This is a genomic window from Sunxiuqinia elliptica (genome assembly GCF_900113005.1).
GTDB classification, from domain to species: Bacteria; Bacteroidota; Bacteroidia; order Bacteroidales; family Prolixibacteraceae; genus Sunxiuqinia; species Sunxiuqinia elliptica.
Genome location: NZ_FONW01000001.1, coordinates 592,241 through 615,655 on the forward strand (window position 1 = coordinate 592,241; position 23,415 = coordinate 615,655).

21 protein-coding genes are annotated in these 23,415 nt (G+C 41.5%); 11 read left to right on the top strand and 10 right to left on the bottom strand.

Annotated features, from left to right (window positions below; all coding sequences use genetic code 11):
- Positions 1-9: 9 nt before the first annotated feature.
- A complete protein-coding gene (locus BM156_RS02385; protein ID WP_093918217.1) occupies positions 10-735 on the bottom strand; it encodes an SDR family NAD(P)-dependent oxidoreductase in 726 nt (241 codons plus the stop codon).
- 204 nt (positions 736-939) lie between these two features.
- Here BM156_RS02385 and BM156_RS02390 point away from each other — a divergent pair, with 204 nt between their 5' ends.
- The gene (locus BM156_RS02390) at positions 940-2,040 is read left to right on the top strand and encodes a universal stress protein (RefSeq protein ID WP_093918218.1); all 1,101 of its coding nucleotides are present in this window, start codon (positions 940-942) and stop codon (positions 2,038-2,040) included.
- 101 nt (positions 2,041-2,141) lie between these two features.
- Here the strand turns inward: BM156_RS02390 and BM156_RS02395 are convergent, their stop codons facing one another.
- From BM156_RS02395 to BM156_RS02410, 4 genes are all read right to left on the bottom strand, one after another.
- The gene (locus BM156_RS02395; protein WP_093918219.1) at positions 2,142-2,750 is read right to left on the bottom strand and encodes a riboflavin synthase; all 609 of its coding nucleotides are present in this window, start codon (positions 2,748-2,750) and stop codon (positions 2,142-2,144) included.
- Positions 2,751-3,057: 307 nt separating this feature from the next.
- On the bottom strand, positions 3,058-4,992 hold the full coding sequence (locus tag BM156_RS02400; RefSeq protein WP_093918220.1) for a M1 family metallopeptidase: 1,935 nt from the start codon (positions 4,990-4,992) through the stop codon (positions 3,058-3,060).
- A 106-nt stretch (positions 4,993-5,098) separates the two neighbouring features.
- Positions 5,099-6,160, bottom strand: a complete 1,062-nt coding sequence (rfbB, locus tag BM156_RS02405; RefSeq protein ID WP_093918221.1) for a dTDP-glucose 4,6-dehydratase — start codon at positions 6,158-6,160, stop codon at positions 5,099-5,101.
- A 72-nt stretch (positions 6,161-6,232) separates the two neighbouring features.
- The gene (locus tag BM156_RS02410) at positions 6,233-7,807 is read right to left on the bottom strand and encodes a sulfatase family protein (RefSeq protein ID WP_170846831.1); all 1,575 of its coding nucleotides are present in this window, start codon (positions 7,805-7,807) and stop codon (positions 6,233-6,235) included.
- Positions 7,808-8,352: 545 nt separating this feature from the next.
- Between BM156_RS02410 and BM156_RS02415 the strand changes: the two genes are divergently transcribed.
- The 7 genes from BM156_RS02415 to BM156_RS02435 all read left to right on the top strand — a co-directional run bounded on the left by BM156_RS02415 (position 8,353) and on the right by BM156_RS02435 (position 14,228).
- The gene (locus BM156_RS02415) at positions 8,353-9,237 is read left to right on the top strand and encodes an HlyD family secretion protein (protein WP_170846832.1); all 885 of its coding nucleotides are present in this window, start codon (positions 8,353-8,355) and stop codon (positions 9,235-9,237) included.
- Positions 9,238-9,524: 287 nt separating this feature from the next.
- Positions 9,525-11,690 carry a peptidase domain-containing ABC transporter gene (locus BM156_RS02420; RefSeq protein WP_093918224.1) on the top strand — a complete coding sequence of 722 codons (2,166 nt, stop codon included), beginning with the start codon at positions 9,525-9,527 and terminating at the stop codon, positions 11,688-11,690.
- A 26-nt stretch (positions 11,691-11,716) separates the two neighbouring features.
- Positions 11,717-12,070, top strand: coding sequence for an HTH domain-containing protein (locus BM156_RS02425; RefSeq protein WP_093918225.1), 354 nt, complete (start codon positions 11,717-11,719; stop codon positions 12,068-12,070).
- Between the two features lie 57 nt (positions 12,071-12,127).
- Positions 12,128-12,295, top strand: a complete 168-nt coding sequence (locus tag BM156_RS20645) for a hypothetical protein (protein WP_170846833.1) — start codon at positions 12,128-12,130, stop codon at positions 12,293-12,295.
- An 11-nt stretch (positions 12,296-12,306) separates the two neighbouring features.
- Positions 12,307-12,453 (top strand): hypothetical protein, encoded by a 147-nt coding sequence (locus tag BM156_RS20650; RefSeq protein WP_170846834.1) that lies wholly within the window; start codon positions 12,307-12,309, stop codon positions 12,451-12,453.
- A gap of 219 nt (positions 12,454-12,672) precedes the next feature.
- Positions 12,673-13,350: a hypothetical protein gene (locus BM156_RS02430; protein WP_093918226.1), complete on the top strand. Its 678-nt coding sequence runs from the start codon at positions 12,673-12,675 to the stop codon at positions 13,348-13,350.
- Positions 13,351-13,394: 44 nt separating this feature from the next.
- The gene (locus tag BM156_RS02435) at positions 13,395-14,228 is read left to right on the top strand and encodes a CPBP family intramembrane glutamic endopeptidase (protein ID WP_093918227.1); all 834 of its coding nucleotides are present in this window, start codon (positions 13,395-13,397) and stop codon (positions 14,226-14,228) included.
- A 56-nt stretch (positions 14,229-14,284) separates the two neighbouring features.
- Here the strand turns inward: BM156_RS02435 and galE are convergent, their stop codons facing one another.
- Positions 14,285-15,313: a UDP-glucose 4-epimerase GalE gene (galE, locus tag BM156_RS02440; RefSeq protein WP_093918228.1), complete on the bottom strand. Its 1,029-nt coding sequence runs from the start codon at positions 15,311-15,313 to the stop codon at positions 14,285-14,287.
- A gap of 166 nt (positions 15,314-15,479) precedes the next feature.
- Between galE and BM156_RS02445 the strand changes: the two genes are divergently transcribed.
- A complete protein-coding gene (locus BM156_RS02445) occupies positions 15,480-16,397 on the top strand; it encodes an HU domain-containing protein (protein WP_093918229.1) in 918 nt (305 codons plus the stop codon).
- A 57-nt stretch (positions 16,398-16,454) separates the two neighbouring features.
- Here the strand turns inward: BM156_RS02445 and trpS are convergent, their stop codons facing one another.
- Complete coding sequence (gene trpS, locus BM156_RS02450; protein ID WP_093918230.1) at positions 16,455-17,456, bottom strand: tryptophan--tRNA ligase; 1,002 nt, start codon at positions 17,454-17,456, stop codon at positions 16,455-16,457.
- A 628-nt stretch (positions 17,457-18,084) separates the two neighbouring features.
- Here trpS and BM156_RS02455 point away from each other — a divergent pair.
- Positions 18,085-19,461, top strand: coding sequence for a TrpB-like pyridoxal phosphate-dependent enzyme (locus BM156_RS02455; protein ID WP_093918231.1), 1,377 nt, complete (start codon positions 18,085-18,087; stop codon positions 19,459-19,461).
- 169 nt (positions 19,462-19,630) lie between these two features.
- Positions 19,631-20,341, top strand: coding sequence for an SIMPL domain-containing protein (locus BM156_RS02460; protein ID WP_093918232.1), 711 nt, complete (start codon positions 19,631-19,633; stop codon positions 20,339-20,341).
- A 75-nt stretch (positions 20,342-20,416) separates the two neighbouring features.
- Here the strand turns inward: BM156_RS02460 and BM156_RS02465 are convergent, their stop codons facing one another.
- The 3 genes from BM156_RS02465 to BM156_RS02475 form a co-directional block, all read right to left on the bottom strand.
- Positions 20,417-21,589, bottom strand: a complete 1,173-nt coding sequence (locus tag BM156_RS02465) for an outer membrane beta-barrel protein (protein ID WP_093918233.1) — start codon at positions 21,587-21,589, stop codon at positions 20,417-20,419.
- Positions 21,586-22,212 (bottom strand): RNA polymerase sigma factor, encoded by a 627-nt coding sequence (locus BM156_RS02470; protein WP_093918234.1) that lies wholly within the window; start codon positions 22,210-22,212, stop codon positions 21,586-21,588. The genes BM156_RS02465 and BM156_RS02470 overlap by 4 nt, the downstream gene beginning before the upstream one ends.
- Positions 22,213-22,312: 100 nt before the next feature.
- Positions 22,313-23,266 (bottom strand): DUF5777 family beta-barrel protein, encoded by a 954-nt coding sequence (locus BM156_RS02475; protein ID WP_093918668.1) that lies wholly within the window; start codon positions 23,264-23,266, stop codon positions 22,313-22,315.
- Positions 23,267-23,415: the final 149 nt, after the last annotated feature.

The following is a 23,415-nucleotide window of genomic DNA, read 5'->3' on the forward strand; positions in this document are numbered from 1 at the left end:
GTTGGGTGCTTAGTTTTTTCCCAAACTTTCACCGCCATCAGCAAAAAGCAGTTGGCCGGTTAAATGGGAGTTTGCTAAAATATAATCAAGGCTTTGGAGAATTGGTTCCAACCCTCCTGGTTTTTTCATTGGTATGTTTGCCGCCAAGTTCCAAAGATAGCTATCATCTTTGTCCTCAGGAGGTAGCGTTACGCCGGGGGCAATGGCATTGACCCGAATTCCCGGAGCCAGCTCCAGAGCTGCCATCTTCGTGAGCTCCCAAAGTGCTTTTTTGGAAATCGAGTAGGCTGCATAGTTTGATTGATTGTTGGTTATGCGAGTATCAACAAAGTTGATGATGATCCCATTTGCTGTTTGGTTCGCCATGGCTTTGCTCAGTAAAAAGGGGGCTTCAAAATTCACCGCTAACTGTTGGCGAAGTAAGTCGAATGAGCTGTCTTTCAAATATCCGGGCTCAAAAACTGAAGCATTGTTGAGCAGCAAACCGATGCTTGAAAATTGCTTGCTAACTTCCGGAATCAGTTGCTCAACCTCCTCAGCTTGCATTAAATTGGCTTTAAAAATCTCAAACTGACTTTCAGGATGTCGTTGGCTTAACTCTTGCTGCAAGGCCTTGGCCTGGGTTGCAGAGCTGTTGTAATGCAAGGCAAGGTTCCATCCCTTGTTGGCCAGATGCATAGCAAGTGCTTTCCCGATACGTTTTGATGCGCCAGTGATTAGTGCCGTTTTGTTCATCCTGTAATTTACTGTTTTATGTCAATAGAGTCAACAGCAAATAACTGAATTTGTTTTGAGCGGGGTTGTGTCGTTTTTGAATAGAATTGGATAATATGTTAAAAAATAGGTTTTAAGATATTCCTTTCAATTTTTGAAACTAAACACGCTGGAATCCCATAAAATAGGATAGAAACAAAGTTTAACCAGCAAAAATCACACGCCATGGAAGAAAAGATTATTACCATTGCCCTGTTGCCTTATTCAAAAGCGGAAGTCTTACGTTCGATGTTGGAAGCTAAGGGAATTGAGTGCTCGCTGGAGAATGTCAACTTGATTCAGGGAGCAGTTGCTACAGGAGTAAAAGTTCAAATTAAGGCTAAAGATGCGAAGAAGGCTTATCCTATTTTGAATAAGTTGCTTGGGAGTATCGAAAAGCCGATGCAGAAAAGTGAAAACTTTATTCTGATTCCGGTTGATTTCTCAAATTATTCGCTTCGAGCAGCTTCTATGGCTTTTGAAATCGCAACGGAACTGGATTCATCGGTTGTCTTTTACCATGTCATCCCTCAGCCTGATTATTTTACCATTCCTTATTCGGATGTGATGGCTTTGGATGCCGGTCTTTATGAGCACCTAAAAGAGCGGGAGGATTACATAAACGAGGAGTTCGATAAGTTTTTGAGGAAGTTGTCGGAATTGGTTGGAAAGAAAGTTTGGCAATCGGTGCATATGGAGCAGATTGTGAAGATGGGCTATCCGGAAGAAGATATTCTGTCGTATACTGAAATCCATCCTCCACGGTTGATTGTAATGGGTATTAAAGGCCCAGACGAAGGGCATGGCGGAGTGATGGGAAGCACAACGGCGGGGGTTATTTACAAAGCCAATGTGCCCGTTTTAGTGATTCCTGAAAAAGCTCCTTTGTTAAATCTGGCAGCCGTTAAGAAAGTGGTTTACGCAACCAATTTTGATGAAAAGGACTTTATAGCAATTGATAAGTTGCTGGGTTTGTTGCAGCCTTTCAATACCGAGCTAACTTGCTTGCATATTGGCGATCAGGATGAATCAGAATGGGACCGGGCAAAGTTGGGCAATATGGGTAAGGTGCTGAAGAAGAACCATAAAGATGCCGCACTGAAATGCGTCATTGTTCCGGGAAATGATATTCTGCAAGATTTGGAGAAATACATTGAGAAGAATGACATTGATGTTTTATCGCTGACGACTCACAAGCGGAACATGATTACAAGGATCTTCAATCCAAGTATTGCCAGGAAGATGGTTTTCCACCTCAAGACACCACTTTTGGTGTTCCATGCCTGAACGAAATAGATCGTAATCGAGCATAAAAAGCAAAGAGCTCTCGGAAACTAGTCCCGGGGGCTCTTTGTGCGATTGTGATTGTTATTAAAATTAGCAAGTGGCTACTTGAAAGTTGCCAGTTTGCTTAGGTATTTTCCAATAATGTCGAATTCCAAGTTCACCACAGATCCAGCTTCAAACGTGTGGAAGTTGGTTTCCTGGTATGTGTAAGGAATAATTGCTACCTGGAAAGAGTTGTCTTTTGAATTAACAACAGTCAGGCTCACGCCATTAACGGTAACCGATCCTTTTTCAACGGTCATGTATCCTTGCAGCGCTTTCGACTTGTCAAAAGGATATTCAAAGGTAAAGTACCAGCTACCTTCAGCTTCTTCAACCTTGGTGCAAGTTGCTGTTTGGTCAACATGTCCTTGAACGATGTGTCCATCCAAACGGCCATTCATCATCATGCTACGCTCAAGGTTTACTTTTGAGCCTACTTCCCAATGTCCGAGATTGGTTTTTAGCAAAGTTTCCTTAACGGCAGTCACCGTATAGGTTTTGGCTTGCTGGTCAAGTTTAACTACAGTTAAGCACACGCCGTTGTGCGCCAAACTTTGATCAATTTTTAATTCGTCAACAAAGGAGCAGGTCAAAGTAAAGTGGTAATTTTCCTGATCTTTTTCGATGGCTTTGACGATACCATATTCTTCTACGATTCCTGAAAACATGTGCTTTGTTTTTTTTGATGAAGGCAAATTTATCGAATTCGAAGGACTTGGAGAAATGAGCAGGTGAATTCTTCCGAAAAGAGCGCAAGCTATTTGTCAATTGCTTAGCAGATGCGCAAAAAACGAAACTACATGTTGTCTGGAAACTTGTGATTAGAAACAAGGCAACAGATTTTCGGATCTTTGGAACTAGGACGCAATAGATCCTGAAATAAATTCAGGATGACGCTTAAATGGAGAATATAGGAATTCAGTAACTTCGGACTTTTCAAGCAACTTGAAACTTTGAATTGAGTAGGCACTGATTTTATAGGCTGGCTTTTACAAATTGTTGCTGGTAGATGTTTTGGTTGGTTTTTATTTGAATGAAATAATGTCCCGGTGTCAGTTGGCTCAGGTCGAGCTGATTATGATATAGTTCTGGAACTGCGATGAGCCTGCCGAGACTATTGCTTATTCGGACGCTTACGATTCGTTCGTTGGGTTTTGGCTCAATGACCAATTGATCTACCACCGGGTTGGGGTATAGCTTGAGCATTTGGGCTGTCAACTGGTTGGTTGACATGGTAACGGAGCCTTTGGTTATCAGCCATAAATCCGGATCAAAGTCAATCGAGTCGGGGCGCTCATCTAAAATAAAGGATTGTGGGTTAACGGTATGGTGTAGTCGAAGTAGTTTGCTTTGGCCGTCTTTCCAAACTTGAACCGGTAGGTGCATTTCGAAAAAGTCGACTGAGCTATCGGAGGTTGTTTGGTTGACCGTCAGTAGTTGTTTGCCGTTATCACTGTAGTCGGTGTAGTGGTGTAACACGTAACTCGGATAGCCTGCACCGTAATACCAATCATTGAAAAATTCGGTTAACGAAGTGTCGGCAGCAGCTTCGAGGTGAGTCACAAAATCTTGATTTCTAGCAAATCCATACTTGAGTGCAGGATCGTTGAAATAGTTCTTCAAGGCTTTGAAAAACGCTTCATCCCCGAGTTCCCAACGAAGCATGTGGAGCAAATAGGCCCCTTTGGAGTAGGAGAGGCGTGAGCTAAAAAGCGTACTGATTTGGGTGGTGTCCTTGACAAAAACTGACCCCATGGGAGATGTCGTGATTCTGCTGATTTGGTTCTTCTTCCAGAGCTCCCAGTAGGCACCATTGAGCAAATTTTCGTAGCACAAGCCAGTAAGGTAGGTTGCAAAACCCTCATTAAGCCAAATGTCTTGCCAACTGCCCAGAGTAATGCAGTCGCCAAACCACTGATGGGCCATTTCGTGGGCTACGAGCTCAAAATCGAGGTGGTACATAAAACTCATGGTTTGGTGTTCCATCCCTCCAGCCCAGCCAAATTGCGCATGTCCATATTTTTCGTCAGCAAAAGGATATTGGCCGATCAACTCATTAAGCAACTCCATGATATTCAGCATATCTGCGGTTTTTGTTTTGGCTTTTTCGAGGTACGATGGATAAACGTAGTTTAGGATTTGAATGGAATCATTTTCTTGCTTTAAGTAGACTTCATCCGTTGCATAGTCGGTTACAGCAATGGCTACCAGGTAGGTGGCTATTGGGTAGTTGTGCTTCCACTTTGTTTGCACCTTTCCGTTTTCAGTCACTCTGGAAATTAGTTTTCCATTACTTGCTACACGGTAACCTTCGGGACAGATAACATTGATCTCTATTGAATCGACTTTATCAACCAGACTTTGCTTGCAAGGCCACCACTCTTTGGCTCCATAGGGTTCTGATAAAGTCCATAAGATGGGCGTTCCATCAGGAGTTTGTGTGGTTTTGAATGATCCGAAACCAGTACTTGAAGGAACTCCGTGGTAGGCAATTTTGATTATTGCAGATTCGTTGACTGCGATGGGATTTTCGAAGTTGATTTTGATTTTATTGTCTTCATGTGTCCAAGTGAAGGACGAAGCTTGCATTCGAATGGAATCAATGACCAAGTTATTTTGGAGATCCAATTCCATCGACGAAAGGGGGGTGGACAAAGCTTTGATATGAAACTGAATGTCTCCGGAAATAGCTCGAATTGCAGGGTCAACCGTCCAGTTTGTCCGAACGAAGTGGAGGTCATAATCTTGGTAGCCCACATTTTCCTGGAACTGCGCTTTTTTAAGCCAGGCTTGTCCTTCTTGTTGAGCCATCTTTTCAATAAAGGCAGAATCCGGAGCTTGGCTGTCCTGTGCCTGAGCTACCCTTAGAATGAATAAACAGGCTAGGATTAAATATATCGTTCGTTTCATCTTTTTGAGGTCAAGAAATTTCGCTTGCTCTTAAATATAAAACAAAAGAAGCATAAACCGTACTTGATTTATGCTTCCCTTGAAAATTCCTATCGTAAATTTCGTGCTATCGTTTTTGATATTGCTCCTCGTAATAGTTTTGGTAATCGCCACTGGTTACGTTTTTCAGCCATGCTTCATTCTCAAGGTACCAATCAATGGTTTTTTCCAAGCCCTCTTCAAATTGCAGACTAGGAACCCAGCCCAACTCTTTTTGTAGCTTAGTAGAGTCGATGGCATAGCGTAAGTCATGTCCGGCACGGTCTTTCACGTAAGTAATTAACTGCTCAGAGGTGCCGTTTCCACGTCCTAGCTTCCGGTCCATAATGGTACACATCAGCTTAATTAAGTCAATGTTAGTCCACTCGTTATGCCCGCCAATGTTGTAGGTTTCGCCGACTTTACCTTGATGAAAAATAACATCAATTGCGCGGGCGTGGTCTTCCACCCACAGCCAATCCCGGATGTTTTCGCCCTTGCCGTAAACCGGAAGCGGGCGGTTGTTCCGAATGTTGTTAATAAACAGCGGAATTAGCTTTTCGGGAAATTGGAATGATCCATAATTGTTGGAACAGTTGGAAACCAGTGTTGGCAAGCCAAACGTATCATGATAGGCCCTGACAAAATGGTCGGAGCTTGCTTTGGATGCCGAGTAAGGACTGTGTGGATCGTAAGCTGTTTGCTCGGTAAACAGGCCTTCATTTCCTAGTGAACCATACACTTCATCGGTCGAAATATGGTAAAACAGCTTATCTGCAGCTTGGTTTTTCCAGGTTGCCCGTGCCGCATTCAGCAGGTTGACTGTTCCAATAAGGTTGGTGAAAACAAATTCGGTAGGGTTCGAAATCGACCGGTCAACATGTGATTCGGCTGCCAAGTGAATAACCCCATCAAATTGTTTCTCCAAAAACAGCTTTTGGATCGCTTCTCCATCGACAATATCTGCTTTGACAAATTCGTAATTGGGCTTTCCCTCCACATCTTTCAGATTGGCCAAGTTCCCGGCATAGGTCAATTTGTCGAGGTTGACAATTTGGTAGTTGGGGTACTTGCTTACAAAAAGCCGAACAACATGGGAGCCAATAAAACCGGCTCCTCCGGTAATGAGTATTGTCTTAGTTGCTTGCATAGCGCTGTTTTTGATGTAATGATTAACTGGTTGTAGCATAAACGGAGCGGATAGCCACTTCGTATGCACGTTCTAGTTGTTTGCCGAAATAAAATCAATTTGATGCCATTCTCCTTTGATTGGATCATTGGCCAGCGGTTTGCCCGAAGTACTTCGTCCCTCCTGGATGTAACGCACCAAAATTTCTTTTAGCTGACTCACTTTTTCTGGATTGTCGGCTTGCAGGTTGTTTTTTTCCGAAGGATCATCTTTTAAATTGTATAATTGAACCTTAGGAAGTCCTTTAAGGGCTTCTTTATCATCTGGGCGAGGGAAGCTCCATCCGCCTGAACCTGGGCACATGATTAGTTTCCAGTCTCCTTGCCGAATGGCAAAACTTCCGTTGATGGAATGGTGGACGGTTGCTTCGCGTAAAGGTTGGCTGAGCTGTCCTTGTCTGAAAATGGGCAGTAAGCTGTAGCTGTCTTCTCCTTCGTTGTCGGCCAACTGATAACCGGTAATGTCTGCACAGGTTGCCATCAGGTCGGTGGTACAAATTGTTTCGTCTGAAACCAAGCCCGGTTCGATCACGGCCGGCCATTTAGCCAGGAATGGAACCCGGTGTCCGCCTTCAAAAATGTCGGCTTTATGGCCACGATAAACGCCATTGGGGTGATGGCCAGCAGCCACCAGTTCTTCAATTTTAGAGGCTGGAGAACAGCCATTATCCGTGGTGAAAATGATCAATGTATTTTCTTCTATTCCGGCTTCTTTTACACTTGCCAACAGCTTACCCATCCAGTCATCAATCATCAAAACAAAATCACCGTATGGATTCAGACCACTCTTTCCCTGCCACTCTTCGGTAGGAAGAATTGGGGTGTGTGGCGATGGCAATGGTAAATACAAAAAGAATGGATCTTCAGTTTCGGCTTGCTCTTTGACGTAAGCCATGGCTTTTCGAAACAGGTTGGGAGTTACATCTTCGTGATCAAAATCAGCTGCAGTTGGGCCTTTCCGCCACCAGGAATATTCTCCGGTATTTTCGGAAACTGAGTCGGGGACCATGGTTGGCATGCCATTTTCAACATAGACGTAGGGCGCCATATCGAGTGATCCACAGAAGCCATAAGCATAGTCAAACCCAAGATCGTTTGGAGAGTGGCTAATGGGCTTGGAAAAATCGAGGTTGTCAAAGTCTTTTAAGTCCCAACCTTCTCCGCCAAACTCTGTTGTGTCCTTCATGGCCCAGTTCCATCCCAAGTGCCACTTGCCAATGAAAGCGGTGTGGTAACCTTGCTTTTGGAGCATGGAGGCAACAGTGGTCCGGCTGGTTGGGATCAAGGCTTTGGATTTCCCTGTTAGTACACCACTTTTCAAGGTGCTGCGCCAGTTGTATCGGCCAGTGATGATTCCGTATCGTGTAGGCGTGCATACCGATGAAGAGGTATGGGCATCCGTAAAACGGACTCCTTCAGCTGCCAGCTGATCCAAGTGCGTTGTTTTTATTTTCCCATTGGCTTGGTTGGCAGATACATCACCATAGCCCATGTCATCTGCTAAAACATAGATAATGTTGGGTTTTTGTTGCTGTTGTGTTGTTTCAACAGAGCAGCTGCCTAATGCACAAGCAGAGCCCAGACCGGCTAATAACAAGGAATTCTTCATGCTCTTAAAAATGTTTGTTTTCGTTATACTTCGGCAACTTTTTTAGTTACGCGAGGTACGGTTTCGTAATTGAGTTTTTCTTTTAGATCGCTTTAACCGCTTGCTTAGTTGCTTGCGGTTGCAGGTAGTCTATCAGACAAAAGTAAGCTTTTCAAATGAAGAATTAAAGGCGTAAAGAGAGCCGTTGAGGGCGAAGGAGAGAGTGGAGTCAAAAGCGAAATAGTATCTGTGTTTTATAATGATCTAATCTTCTAGGAAGAAAATGGGAGTATTGGGGTCACCTTTTTTAATTTAACCGAATTAATTATTATAATCTGTACTTAATCTGTACTTAATCTGTACTTAATCTGTACTTGATCTGTACTTGATCTGTTCTTGATCTGTTCTTGATCTGTTCTTGATCTGTTCTGGATCGTGATCGTTTGCTTGCCTGCTTAATAGCGTTATAAAAGAGAAATTATATGTTTTTGACAATGTTCCTGTTTGCCAATGAGCAGTGGTGGTATTGTCTAATCGTTATTAACTCGATTAAAAAGCGGAAAAATATGGGATCACCAATATTTCCTAAAGAGATTATAAATGTTTCTGTTGAGCATCATTTTGCACGATTTAGTCGGAAATCAAGTCTAATCTATATCGTAGTACTATTGTTTCTTGTGGTTACAACAACATCGTTATTTTTAATAAAAACAGAAATTACGGTACAAAGTAGAGGCATTTTCCGTTCATCATCTGAGCCTGCAGAACTAGTTTCACCGGTAGTCGCCCAAGTAGTCAAATCTAATCTAGAAGAAAATCAATCTGTTTTATTTGGAGATACTTTGGTTTGGCTTGATTGTAAGAAGCAATCGGAGCGGATTACTCATATTGAAAGAAGGATCTTTGAAAATGAAGCCTATTTGAATGATGTTTCCTCCTTGCTGAGCTTTAGGTATTCGGATTTAGAAACCAGTCTTTATAAAACAACTCACGCAGAATACCGCCAAAAGCTTTCGGAGTTTGATATGCAGATCGAATTATTTCAGAAATCATTTATGCGGGCCAAAATGCTATTTGATAAACAAGTGATTCCTGTAGCTGAGCTTGAGGATAAACAATTTCAATTGGATAAAGTACTGGAAGAGAAGCAGATTTATATTCAAATGAGCCGGAATGAGTGGCAACAACAAGCTGTTAGTTATCAGCAAGATAATAAGGCTTACTTAAGCGAAATAGAGAGCCTGAAAAGCGAAATAAAGAATTATGCCATAACAGCTCCGACCACAGGGCACATAACTAATTACAATGGTATAAAGCCAGGAGGTTTTGTTACTATCGGACAAACAATAGCCATCGTACACCCTAATGATCATGTTATCGCAGAGAACCTTGTTGCGCCGGAAGATATAGGCTATTTGCAAAAAGAGATGCAAGTTATTTTTCAGGTATGATGCATACAATTACAACCAATGGGGGGTGGCAACAGGTACTATTATCGATATCTCAAATGGGATTTACTTTGTCAACAATCAGCCGTTTTTTAAAGTACGGAGTAGTATTGACCAGCAGTACCTATCGTTAAGAAATGGTTTTACTGGTGAATTAAAAAAGGGGCTTACAAATACAGCGAGGTATAGAATTACGAAACGTACACTTGCCCAATTATTATTTGATAAAACAGATAGTTGGCTTAATCCTAATATAATTTCAGAGTAGCTTCTTTTTAATTCTAGTGTTTATGAACATAAAAATAAAACAACGTGATATTACAGATTGTGGAGCTGCCTGTTTGGCTTCTGTGGCTGCTTATTACAGCCTTAAATTATCTGTTTCAAAAATCCGACAGTGGGCAGGAACAGATAAAAAGGGGACTAATGCCTGGGGATTGATAAAAGCAGCTGAAAAAATGCGGATGACCGCTAAAGGAGTGAAAGCAACTTCTGCAGCCTTAACAGAGGTTCCATTGCCTGCAATTGCACATGTCATTGTAAAAGAAAAACTGCAACATTATGTTGTTATTTATAAAGTAACTTCCTCCTATGTTGAAAAAATGGATCCTGGAACTGGTAAATTGGAAAAACAACCCATTGAGGATTTTGAAAGAGAATGGACAGGCATTTTAATTTTACTATCTCCTTCCGGTGATTTTGTTGCAGGAAATGAGAAGGTCTCAAATTTTAAACGCTTTCGATTTCTACTTCATCCGCACCGGAGAACACTTTTACAAACTTTGTTTGGTGCAGCAGTTTTTACCATACTTGGATTAGCAACCTCTATCTACATTCAAAAAATTACCGATCATGTTCTCATAAATGGAAATCGTAACCTTTTAAACCTGCTGAGTATTGTGATGATTATTATCTTATTGCTTCAGGTTTTTATTGGTTCCGTTCAAACCATATTGGTGTTAAAAACAGGGCAATTAATTGATGCCCGTTTGATTTTAGGATATTATAAGCATTTATTAAAGTTGCCTCAACGTTTTTTCGATACCATGCGTACCGGCGAAATTGTCTCGCGGATTAATGATGCTGTAAAAATAAGGGCATTCATTAATGATTCCATGATTAACTTCATCGTTAACCTGTTTATTGTAATTTTTGCCTTTGCGCTCATGTTTGTTTACAACTGGAAGCTAGCGCTAATTATGTTGTTAGTAATTCCCCTGTTTGTATTGCTTTACCTAACGGTTAACTATCTGAATAAAAAACGCGAACGAAAAATGATGGAGCAGGCGGCAGAGTTGGAATCTCAGTTGGTGGAATCCATTAATTCAGAGCGGACGATAAAACAATTGGGCATTGAAGGGTTTGCTAACATTAAAACAGAAGTACGCTTTATTTCTCTGCTTCATTCGTCCTATAAATCGGGACTTAATTCTGTTTTCTCCGAAAACTCATCTCTGTTTATCAGTCGAATTTTTACCATAATTCTATTATGGGTAGGGAGCCTGTTTGTGTTGAAGCAGGAAATTACACCGGGTGAATTGATGTCGTTCTATGCACTTATTGGTTATTTTACCGGTCCTGTGTCCAGCTTGGTTGGTATGAATAAAACATACCAAAATGCCAGTATTGCTGCCGATCGTTTATTTGAAATAATGGATTTGGAGCAAGAACCCGATGAAGATTTGGTGGATGCGACTACCGTTGACTTGGGTGATATCGTTTTTGAAAAGGTTTCGTTTAGCTATGGAACGCGTGTTGATGTTTTTGAGGATTTCAATGTAACGTTTAAGCAGGGGAAAGTTACCGCTATTATTGGCGAAAGTGGCTCGGGAAAAACAACCATTGCTGCTTTGATCCAAAAATTATATCCGGTAAACGAAGGTGCTATTTATGTAGGAAGTACTAACATTAGATATTTTAGCAATCAAAGCCTGCGACAGGTCGTGGGAATTGTTCCTCAGAACCTCGATCTTTTCAATGGAAAGGTTATCGATAACATTGCAGTGGGGGAATTTAACCCTGATATGCAACAGGTTCTTGCCATTTGTACGCAGTTAGGAATAATTGAATTTATTGAAAAACTACCCAACGGATTTAATACCTTGGTGGGTGAACACGGGGCAACACTTTCGGGAGGGCAAAAACAACGGTTGGCTATTGCGCGTGCATTGTACCGAAATCCACAAATACTAATTATGGACGAAGCCACTTCTTCATTGGATGCTGATGCTGAAAACAAGGTTCAGGAAACCATGCGTAAGTTACAGGCTGAGGGGAAAACAGTAGTAATAATAGCACATCGTTTAAGTACGGTTTTAATGGCCGATAATATTGTGGTGCTGGAAGATGGAACGTTAATTGAACAGGGGATTCATGACGATCTTTATGCCCAGCAGGGGAAATACTACTCACTTTGGCAAAAACAAATGCCGGCTTTAACAAAACAAAATCTTTAAGTTGAATAACATTAAAAACGATAGAAATGGCAAAACTATTTAATCAAATTGAACTGATAGAGCGAATTGACCAATTAATTCGCTTCAGGGCAACAGGGAATCCCAAAGCTTTGGCCGAAAAGTTTAGTGTATCTGAATCAACGATCTATAGAATTATTGAGACTATAAAAGAATTAGGTGCCCCTGTAGAATACAGCTTGGTATGCCAAAGCTACATTTATACCGAAGAAGTCAATTTTTTATGCGGCTTTTTCACACGCAACCTTTCACAATCAGAATACAAAAAGGTAAATGGAGGCTTTCAAAACTTAAAACTAGTTTCTGAAAAAATGACTTCACTGTCAAAATTTGAGAGTGGTACTTTTTACATTAGTGGGTGAGTATCGCGCGCAACTCATAAAGAAAAAGCTATTATTAACTCACAAAAATTAAAGATTATGGAAAAAGAATTAGTTTTAAATCAAGCCAGAGTGCAAGAACTGGGCATGGAAGAACTTAAAGCCGTTGAAGGAGGAATGTTTGATCCGATTTCCTTATGGGTTCAACGCCAAGTTGCAGAGTTTCTAACCGGATTTGAAGCAGGGTGGAATGACAACAAGTATTAAATGAAATTATTATGAAAAAATTAACTTTCGAGCTAACAACTTTTGACCTGAAAGAGATTTCTGGCGGTGGTCTATATGAAGTCGGCTATTCATTTGGACGTTATTGTGCTAATGCCTTTGATTTTTACAAGGGAATTTATGATGGAATATTTCAATAATTTTAAAGTTATGGAAAACATAAAAGTAGCGACATTAGATTCAAAAAGCCTCAAATTAATAAACGGGGGTGATACTAGATCTTATTATATTGGCAAAAACATAGGAGATGGTTTACGTAAAGCATTTATAGCTTGTGGTATTATATCTTTGTTTTTGTAAAAGCTCTAGCAAAGGCCGGTTTTCAAACCGGCTTTTGTATATCGATAAAACCCTGTTGAATGCTTAAACAATTCTTTAGTTTTCTTTTGCATCCAAATTTAAGAAATGAACCAAGATCGTTAAATGTTCATGGTTTATTTGTACTGTTAGGGCGATTTTTGCTGGCTTACTTTGGGGTGGCTATTTTAAGTTCACTCGCATTTTTCCCAATATTGAGAATGATGGATTTATTACCTGAAAGCAAAATAGCCACTTCTGAGATTCCCCTATCTTTTAAACTAATAGTTTTTGTTCCTATTTATGAAGAGGCAATATTCCGGCTTCCATTAAGATTTACGAAACGGAATCTTGCGATCTCGCTGGCTGCATTGTTTTTTTTAGTGTTTTATCATGTATTTGAACTTTACATGTTGATTGCAATTGCGGTTTTTATTGCTTTAATTCCCTCTTTTGTCACGATTCCTGCGTTTGTTATTTTAAGGGCTGGTACTGTTTGGAAGAAGTATTTTCCTCTGTTATATTATGGGTTCGCACTAAGTTTTGGAATATTGCACTTATTTAATTTTGAGAATCTGAGATTGGCCCACTTTTTTGTTTTTCCGTTTATTGTATTTAATCAGATTGTAATGGGCTTAATGTTAGGATATATTCGGGTAGAGTATAAATATGGATTTATTTATAGTATCATTTTACATTTTCTGATCAATCTCCCATTAATCCTACTTTCTCATCTTTGATGTTTGAGATAAGGTTGAAATAGAAGCTCACAAACAAAAGCTTTATGAAACTAACCGGTTGGCAAAGAGTACTTTTAATCTTGATTCCATTTTTGTTGATTTCAGGAATATTTCAGTTTGCAGGAGCATTGTTGTTTAATATTCCACTCTATGCAAATGGAGAAATGACTTCTTTACAAAAGATGGTACTTGCACTTTTTAATCTAATGGGAACCATTACTATTGTTTGGTTTTTTGTGTGTCGGATTGATCAAGAACCTTTTAAACGCACTGGACTAATGCAGCCAACACCTATTGCTGGTTTAGGAATAGCTGCCGTGCTAACTTGTGCAATGTTTGTCGTTGGCTTCTTTTTTTTGGAGTGGTGGGGTGAGCTTAATTTCGTAGCAATTCAGTTCGATTTTGCTGCTGGTTTTTACTTACTAGTCGCTTATTTGGCTATTGCAATTTTGGAAGAACTTCTCTTTCGAGGATATGTTCTGAGGAATTTGTTACGCTCATTTCGAGAAGCAACAGCGTTGATTTTATCTTCGTGCTTGTTTAGTATTTTTCATCTTTTGAATCTGACGATTAGCTGGTTAGGAGCAATTAATATCTTCCTGGTAGGTCTTTTATTTGGAATTGCTTATTTGTGTTACCGCAGTTTGTGGTTGCCCGTTTGCATCCATTTCTTTTGGAACTTTAGTCAATCTCTTTTAGGATTTCGGGTTAGTGGTCAAGATGCTTACTCGATGATTGTTATTGATTTGCCGGAAAAGAATAGTTGGAATGGTGGTGACTTTGGTTTCGAAGGTTCCATACTCGCAGTCGTTTGCCAGTTGGTCGGGATTGCTCTGTTTTGGCGGTTTTATCAAAAAAAGAAAGGCCTTGCCGGTTAAGACAAAGCCTTTGTAATTGTTTGCAATACTTCTTGAAGGAAGTATTGCTAAAACCTTTATTGGATATTGCGTAAGCGTTTTTCCCAGTTCCAGGCAGAGAGCAGGGTCTCTTCCAGTTCTTTTTCGGCTTTCCAGCCCAGCTCTTCGTTAGCATAGGTGGTATCCGCCCAAATTTTCTCAATATCGCCTTCACGACGAGGAACAATCTGGTAGTTAAGTTTAACACCGGTTGCTTTCTCAAAACCTTTCACAATTTGAAGCACCGAGTAGCCATTTCCTGTTCCCAGGTTAAACACTTCGTAGCCCGCCTTATTTTTGCTTTCCAACAGGCGTTTAATGGCAATAACGTGGGCTTTAGCCAAGTCCACGACATTGATGTAATCACGAATTGCTGAGCCGTCAGCAGTGTCATAGTCATCGCCAAATACACTTAGCTTTTCGCGAATTCCTGCTGCCGTTTGCGTGATAAAGGGCACCAGGTTTTGAGGAACTCCCAAGGGCAGTTCACCAATCAATGCGGTTGGGTGAGCACCAATAGGGTTAAAATAGCGTAAGGCAATCGCTTGTAATTCAGGGTAAGCTTTTACGCTATCGTGTAAAATATCTTCGTTAACACGTTTGGTGTTGCCATAAGGCGATTCGGCATCCTGGCGTGGTGTGTCTTCGGTAACCGGAAGTTTATCTGGCTGTCCATAAACCGTACACGATGAAGAGAACACAATGTTGGCAATCTTGTATTTGCGCTGGCATTCCAGAATGTTGATCAGCGAAACCAAGTTGTTGCGGTAGTAATGCAATGGTTTTTCCACTGATTCGCCAACTGCTTTTGAAGCCGCAAAATGAATGATGGCATCCACATCCTGATTTCGATTAAAAAAGTCATCGGTTTTAGCGGTATCAGCCAGGTTGAATTGTTCAAATTCCGGCCGTTTTCCGGAGATCTCTTCAATGCTATCCAGCACATCGGCGCTTGAATTGGAGAGGTCGTCAACAATAATTACATCATAGCCTGCATTGTGCAGTTCCACTACTGTGTGAGAGCCGATATAACCGGTTCCTCCGGTAACAAGTATCTTTTTAGTCATAGTAAGTGAGTATTTTTTCCAAAACTACAAATTTTCGGGCAGAGCTTAATTGTTAAGTCTTGTGTATGTTACGTCAACTATGCTTAAAACTCCTTTAAAATGTTGAAAACTTAGGCTTGTGAGCGTATTAATTTTTCTTTATTTTTGAGCTTAAACAGATAATTGCGTGAAATTATTAACCTACATCAAAGAACTTTTATTGTTGAATGACTGTGTGATCATTCCGGGCTTTGGAGGGTTTGTGAGTAATTACAAATCAGCTACCGTTCAGAATGCGCGCTTCAGTCCACCATCGAAGGCCGTTAGCTTTAACGAAAAGTTGACTTTCAATGATGGTTTGCTGATCAACCATATTGTTGAAAAAGAAGGTGAAAATTACCTGGCAGTAAGTCGTAAGGTCGATTTGCTGGTGCAGGAGATGAATTATCGGCTTACTGATGGCGAAACCATCGAGATTGATGGCGTTGGTTCATTGGCTTACGATGAGAACGAAAACCTGGCTTTTCAACCTGTTGTAACAGCAAACTTGAATTTGGATGCTTACGGTTTGGGAACTTTTGAGTACGAAACCTTGTATGCCAAGAAACTCGTGCGCACCCAGATTTCGCAGGAAGAGCGCGATGCCGTTCAGGTATTCTTCCAAAAGCGGACCCTGAAAAAAGTGTTGGTGGCTGTTCCCTTGTTGTTTGCTTTGGCCGTAGCGCCCGTTCGCAACAATACCAGTCATTTGCAACAATCCAACTTGACTAGTTTAACTGAAATGATGACAATGCGTGAAGTGGTTCAGCGTTTGGAACCACGTCCGGCAGTTGTTGAAACTGCTGTTGCAGAGCAACCAACCATTGCTGTTGAAGATCATCATTACTTCATCATAGGCGGTAGTTTCCGTAGTGAGGCGAATGCCAACAAGTTCATGCAACAAAAGCAAACAGAAGGATTTAAAGCAAAAAATATTGGCTTTATAAAAGGTTTGCACTACATCGCTTTGGATAGCTTTGCCAGTTTTAAGCAGGCCAAGGCAGCTCAATCGAAGATTAAGACGGAATCCCCCGGATCGGGCGTTTGGATTTACGTTAAACGATAAAAAAGAAAACCCCTCATTGAGGGGTTTTTTTATGCTTTGTTGTTGCAGGTAGCTCTCTTAGTAGAGCTTTCTAAAACCAACAAGTTCCTTAACTTCTTTTAGGGTTTTTAAAGCTGATTCCCGTGCTTTTTCAGCACCCATACGGGCAACCTTAGCCAAATATTCATTGTCGTCAAGAATATCGACAATACGCTCGCGAATGGGCAGGGTTACTTTAATAATATCTTCAGCCAATTGCTTTTTCATATCGCCATAGCGAATTTCGCATTGGTTGTAGGCTGTTTCAAATTGTTCAATAACGGTAGGTTCCGAAACAATCTTCATCAAAGTAAACAGGTTTTGGATTGCTTCTGGCTTTTCTGAATTAGCTTCTGTTGGACCTGAGTCAGTTACTGCCCGCATCACTTTTTTTCGAATATCTTTCTCGGTATCAAACAGGTTGATGGCATTGCCTTCTGACTTACCCATTTTCCCACTTCCATCAAGCCCAGGTACTTTGATTAAGTCGGCACCGTCAAAAGTAAATGGTTTTGGAATTGGGAACACCTCAGACTTATACATGCGGTTGAAACGTTTTCCAAACTTCCGGGCCATTTCCAGGTTTTGTTCCTGGTCTTTTCCTACTGGTACAAAATGAGCTTTGTGAATCAAAATGTCCGAAGCCATCAAAACCGGGTAGGTTAAAAGGCCGGCGTTTACGTTTTCGGGTTGTTTCCGGGCCTTGTCCTTGAATGAAGTGGTTCGCTCCAATTCACCCAAATAGGCATTCATATTCAAAATGGTGTACAGTTCGGTAATTTCTGGAACATCGCTTTGAATAAAGATGGTTGATTTCTCCGGATCGATGCCACAGGCCAAGTATTCAGCCAATACCTGCTTCACTCCAGCCTGCAGGTTGTCAGGCGTTGGATGTGTTGTCAGTGAGTGAATATCGGCAATAAAGAAATAGCAGTTAAAGTCTTCCTGCATGCGCAGAAAGTTTTGTACGGCTCCAAAGTAGTTTCCTAAATGGAGGTATCCAGTTGGCCTAATGCCACTAACAACGGTTGCTTTATTCATTTTCTATTTTTTTTACTGGTCGTTAAGTCTTTCTTTTTCGACTTAACTTGTCGTTTGTGCTGTTTTTAAGGAAAAACACAACGGGTGAATCCTACTGCTGTTACAGCCCGCTTCCAATTTGTTGTTTCCCTGAAAAAATGAAATGCAAAAATACGCTGAATCCTTGAAACACAAAAATTTATTTTAAAAGACTGGCATCGGTGGGCTGTTCTTTGGGGGTCTTAAATTAATGCAGACAAACCTAGGGAATGACGAAGATGAAAAGTCCTTTAAAGGGTCTTGAAAACCGCAAATACTGTCTTTTATGATTTGCTGAGAGGTAAAAGGTCAATGCACTGGGTTCAATTGTCAATGAGAAAAAATTAATCTAAAACGTGTTTAATGAGTCAACTCGGTTTATAAATCGAAGTGAAAACTGAAAAATAATAATTAGTTTTACGGAAAATTAAAGAACAGATGTACAAAATGCCTTTATACGGAACGGAATGGCACTGGCGTAATGTGAAAATGGAAACGCTGGAGCAAATTGTTGTTTTACGATCATAGAGGCCGTGAAATGGGGTTTGTTGTATATGCAGCAAACCCCATTTTTAGTTTGAAATATTCATTTAAAAAGAAACAATAAATCATGGCTAAACACAAAAAAATCTATCTGGATGACTCTGAAATGCCGAAACAATGGTACAACTTGGCACCAGATCTACCTTCTCCTTTAAATCCACCTTTAGGACCTGATGGAAATCCAGTTTCACCGGAACAGCTGGCTGCTGTTTTTCCAATGAACCTCATTGAGCAAGAGATGAGTCAGGACCGTTGGATTGATATTCCTGAAGAAATTCGCGAGCATTTGGTACGCTGGCGTCCTAGTCCGCTGATTCGGGCTTATGAGTTGGAGGAGGCGCTGGGAACACCAGCTAAAATCTACTATAAAAATGAAGGGGTTTCTCCTGCGGGAAGCCATAAACCCAATACGGCCATTCCTCAGGCTTGGTACAACAAGCAATTTGGGATTAAAAAGTTAACAACTGAAACAGGTGCTGGACAATGGGGATCTGCTTTGTCTTTTGCTTGTTCCGTAATCGGAGGTATCGAGTGCAAGGTGTTTATGGTGCGTGTTAGCTTTGAGCAAAAGCCTTTCCGCCAAATGTTGATGAATACCTGGGGTGGAACGTGTATCCCTAGCCCGAGTACGGAAACCCAAGCCGGACGCGATATTTTAGCGAAATATCCCGACACGCCAGGCTCGTTAGGTATTGCCATTTCTGAAGCAATTGAAGCTGCAGTTACTGATGAAACGGGCCAAACTCGTTATACGTTGGGATCGGTGCTTAACCACGTGATGTTGCACCAGACCGTTATTGGCTTGGAGGCTAAAAAGCAGTTGGCAAAAGTGGGAATTGAAAAACCAGATGTGGTTATTGGCTGCTGTGGTGGTGGAAGTAACTTTGCAGGTTTGGCTTTCCCATTCATCTATGACAAAATTAATGGAGCCGACATTCAGGTAATTGGAGCTGAGCCATTCTCGTGCCCAACGTTAACCAAGGCACCGTTTATTTACGATAATGGTGATGTTGCCCAAATGACTCCGATGATGGCGATGCATAGCTTGGGACACAACTTTGTTCCAGCGCCAATTCATGCTGGAGGTTTGCGTTACCACGGAATGGCTCCGTTGGTAAGTGCTGCTTTACGCGATAACTTGATGGAAGCTCAGGCTATTCACCAAAGTGAGTGTTTCGAAGCTGGACTTCTATTTGCAAAAACGGAAGGAATTATTCCTGCGCCAGAAACAACACATGCCATTGCTTCGGCCATTCGCGAAGCTAAAAAAGCCAAAGAAGAGGGCAAGGAGAAAACAATCCTGTTTAACTTCAGTGGCCATGGCTTAATGGACTTGGTTGGTTACGACAAATACTTGAACGGACAATTGCACGATTATGAGTATCCGGATGCAGAGATTGCATTGAACCTGGAGAAATTGCAAGGTTATCCGTTACCCAAATAAGAATTGTAAAAGATCGAGATAGAAAGACCCAGCCATTCCGGTTGGGTCTTTTTGTTGGTAAGTATTTGATCCTTTGCCTGCTTTGGGGTTGGCTGAAAGCGGAATGGAATTTGCATGAGGTACTCCCGTTATCGAGATATAAATATGTTGGTTTAAAAAATAAAGATTTATGGATAAGAGAAACTGGATACAAGCTGCAATTGTTGCGGTAGCCTTGGTGATTGCCGGCTATTTTATAGGAAATATGCACCGCAATTCGGTCAGTTACAATCGCTTTGTGCAGGTAAAAGGTCTTTCTGAAAAAGAGGTCATGGCAGACTTGGCTGTTTGGCCCATTCAAATTACTTTAACTGGGAATGACCTGAAAGCACTGAAATCGGATATTGAGAAGCAAAAAGCAGAGGTGCAGCAGTTTTTTACGGACCAGGGGTTTGATGAGCATGAGTTGACAATTGGTTCAACCAATATTGAAGATGCTCGGGCACAGCTCTATGGCGGAAATTCAGATGGACGGGCCTACCGCTATGTGGTGAAAACAGAATTTACGGTACGTACAGGTGACATTGAAAAGCTTCAAACAGCATTGACCGAGTCGCTGAGTCTAATCTCGAAAGGAGTGTTGATTGGCTCAAAAAATACTTGGCGCCCTATTGAATATATTTTCACGCGATTGAATGAGATTAAGCCGGCAATGATTGAAGAAGCTACAAAAAATGCACGTGAAGTGGCTGAAAAATTCGCCTTGGATTCCAATTCAAAGGTGGGTAAGATCAAGACTGCCCGCCAAGGCTTATTTACAATCAATGATCGTGATCAGAACAGTCCGCATATCAAAATCGTGCGTGTGGTTTCTACCATCGATTATTTTTTGGAGGACTAAGAAACAGTTTCTAAATAGAAAAGAGACAATTTACAATAGTAAGCCTGGTCAGCATAGCCTGATCGGGCTTGTTTTTTATAGTGTCCAGCTGGCACTCAGCGCCATGCCATAAGATTGCAGCCGGACTTTTGCATAGCCAATATCTTGAGTCGGAAGCTTTACGAATGGTTGTAAGTTGATGCTCACTCGTGAGCTGATTTGCTGTTGCACACTCATTTGGAAATTTAGTACACTTAGCCAGTGCTGGTTTTCGTTAGTAAGGTGTACTTCCTGTGAATTTTGGGCATAGCTGCTGGTGTCTTCAAAGTAATAATCCTCCTTAAGCATCAGGTAGGAAGAAATCCCAGTTCCGATATGAATAGTTGTTTTGCCGCTTTTTAAAAGCGCATATTGGATGTTTAATGGGATATCAAGTACCCGGCAATCAGCATCAACCGTTTGGGCAGCATAATCAACCTCATTATTGTAATTGTTGAGGTTGGTTTCATATAGTTTTTTCGCATAAACAGCTCCGGTGCTGACTTGCCATTTGGGGGTTAAATTCCAGCTTACGAGTACCCCAATATCACCTCCAAAGCTTCCATCATTCAGGTTGTCAACCCCATTGTAAGCTGGAGCGACTAATAGGCTTAAGGCGAGTTGCCTGCCTTTTTGGTCAGCATCAAGCTGGAGTGGATGAGCTGCTACTTGGTTGGTTTCCTGCGGCTTTTTGTACTCTTTCGATTGACGAAGTTCATTTGTGTCGGGCAGTTCATCGTCCGAAAATTTTGCGGGTAGCTTTTCTCGAAGCCTTAGTGATGAGTCAGGCGTACGCTCTTTATCAGTAGGCTCTTGTGCTTTGTTTAGAGCTATTTGCGAATGGGGTTTTTTCTTGCTTTCTCCAGAAGGTAATGGTTGTAGTATTTGTTGAGGCTGGATGGCAGAATCGAGTACCTGTTCTTTTAATTCGGAAGGGGGATCGGGAATGCTTTTTTCCTCTTCTGTGACTGCTTCTTTCTGGACAAACTGTTCGGTTGTCGACTCTTCGGGGGTAGGCCATAGCATCCAAAGCGAAAAAGCTAAAATAATCAGAGCAGCTATGCCTCCAATCGGACTGAGCCAAAGGGCAATGCTTTTGCTGTTAGAGTATTGCTCCAAGCGCATTTCAAGCTTCCGCCAATCCTCGTCATTGTATGAAACCGGGTCATATTCCGGATTCAGTCCTTCCCGGAATAGCTGATCGATATTTTGGGGCTCTTTGGATTTCATGATGGATCCGACTTAGGCTGAAATGCTTGGTTTATAAATGATCGACAGGCTGATTCAATTTTGTACCGCCAGATGAGAAGGACAACGATGGATTGTGGGTGAGCAAGCATGTGTTGTAGTTTCTGTCTGGCTTTGTAAAGGTTTGATCTTGAGGTACTGGCACTGATGCCAATCAAGTCTGCAATCTCTTCGTGTGAGTAACCATCAATGGCGTAGAGGTTAAACACCATCCGATAGGTTGGTGGAAGTCGTTGTACGATGGCTAATAAATCTTCGTACCCGAGTCGGTGTTCAGCAATTGCTTCGTTTGGCAGTTCATCGGATTGTTCCAGTTTTTCGATGCGTGTCCATTTTAGGTTGGTCCGGTAATAATCGATCGAGGCATGGTAGATAATTTTGCTGAGCCAGGTTTTGAAAGGCCAGTTATCATTGTATTTTTCAATATTGGTTAAGGCCTTGAAAAAGCCATCGTTCAGTACCTCTGTGGCTTCTTGGTGGTTGTTGGCATAGCGCAAGCAGATCTTCATGCCAAATCCGTAGAGCTTTTGGTACAGTAACCTTTGGCTCTGTCGGTCTTGTTTTCGACAACCCTCAATCAACTGCTGTAACTCTTTTTCTATCATCGGAAGAATGACTGCTAATTATTGGCAACTCTTCTTTTTCTGTCATAGGCGTATTTGATGTAATTTAAGATTTTATTTTCAGTATTTATTCATTTGTCGCTTAGAAACCGTCCCTAGCCAAGGAAAAGGTTCGGGTTATGGTGAAGCCCCAACGAAATTCACCCTTATTCCACGAACTGCTTGTGGATGGAATGAATTGGTTTTCCAGAATGGCTGTTGAATTGGTGAAACTGGCATTGAATACATGTCCTCCTGTTTCTATCTCAAGGCCAATTCCCAAGGGATGATAAAAATGAAATCCCTTCTGTTCCAGAAAGTAGTCTGTGCTTTCAGAGCTTCTGAAAGGGATAAAATAGTCGGCAATCAAAGCCATACTTGGGCTAAGTTTTACCCGAGCTCCAAATCCAAGCGCCAAAAGATTGTTGACGTCCATGTGGGAGACATAATTGCGTCGGACATAGCTTGGTAGTATGGCAAGTGATAGGCCATTACTGAATTTTCGGGTAACAATGACTTGGGCCAGGTAACTCATTCGATCACCAAACGATTGAAAAGAAGCATCAGAATTTGCAGCTTCGGATTTTTGCATGACCGACACGACTGTGTTTCCATAAAGGCTGAGGGAAATCGGAGTCCTATTATCGGTGCTTTGACGAATGAGGCGGAGTTTGGAGTTGAGATACACGAATTCTTTTTGATTGGTATTGACTCCATTGGGAGCCCCCTTTGTCCGTCCGATTCCAATACTCCACAGGTCGGATATGCCGTAGTCAAAGCCAATAAGAATATCAGAGGAATTATCCAGTCCGTAAAAGGTTTGAAAACCTCCAAGCTCACCTCCAATATCTCCAAAGCGGTGCATTACCACAAAGAGCAAATCATTTTTGTGAATGGTCTCATTGGATTGCCCGTTAATAATCTGAGGTGACTTGAAGGTCCCCATAACGGGCTGCAGTTGTTTTGGTGTCGAGTCGTTAAATAGTTGGGCTAAATCCTGTCCGAAAACTGGACTGGCTAGTAAGTAGGTCAATAGAAGTATGATGATTTGTTTCATCGTTTTGGATTTACTTGGTGCATAAATGTTCTCTTTTGCAGCTCGAGGGCTGTTTATGAGAAGCCAATGCCCCCTTTCACGAGCAAGAGAATAGCGGAGCATTGGGCTTCTTGAATCAACGAATCGCTTCGTTTTTTTTTGAGTTCAAT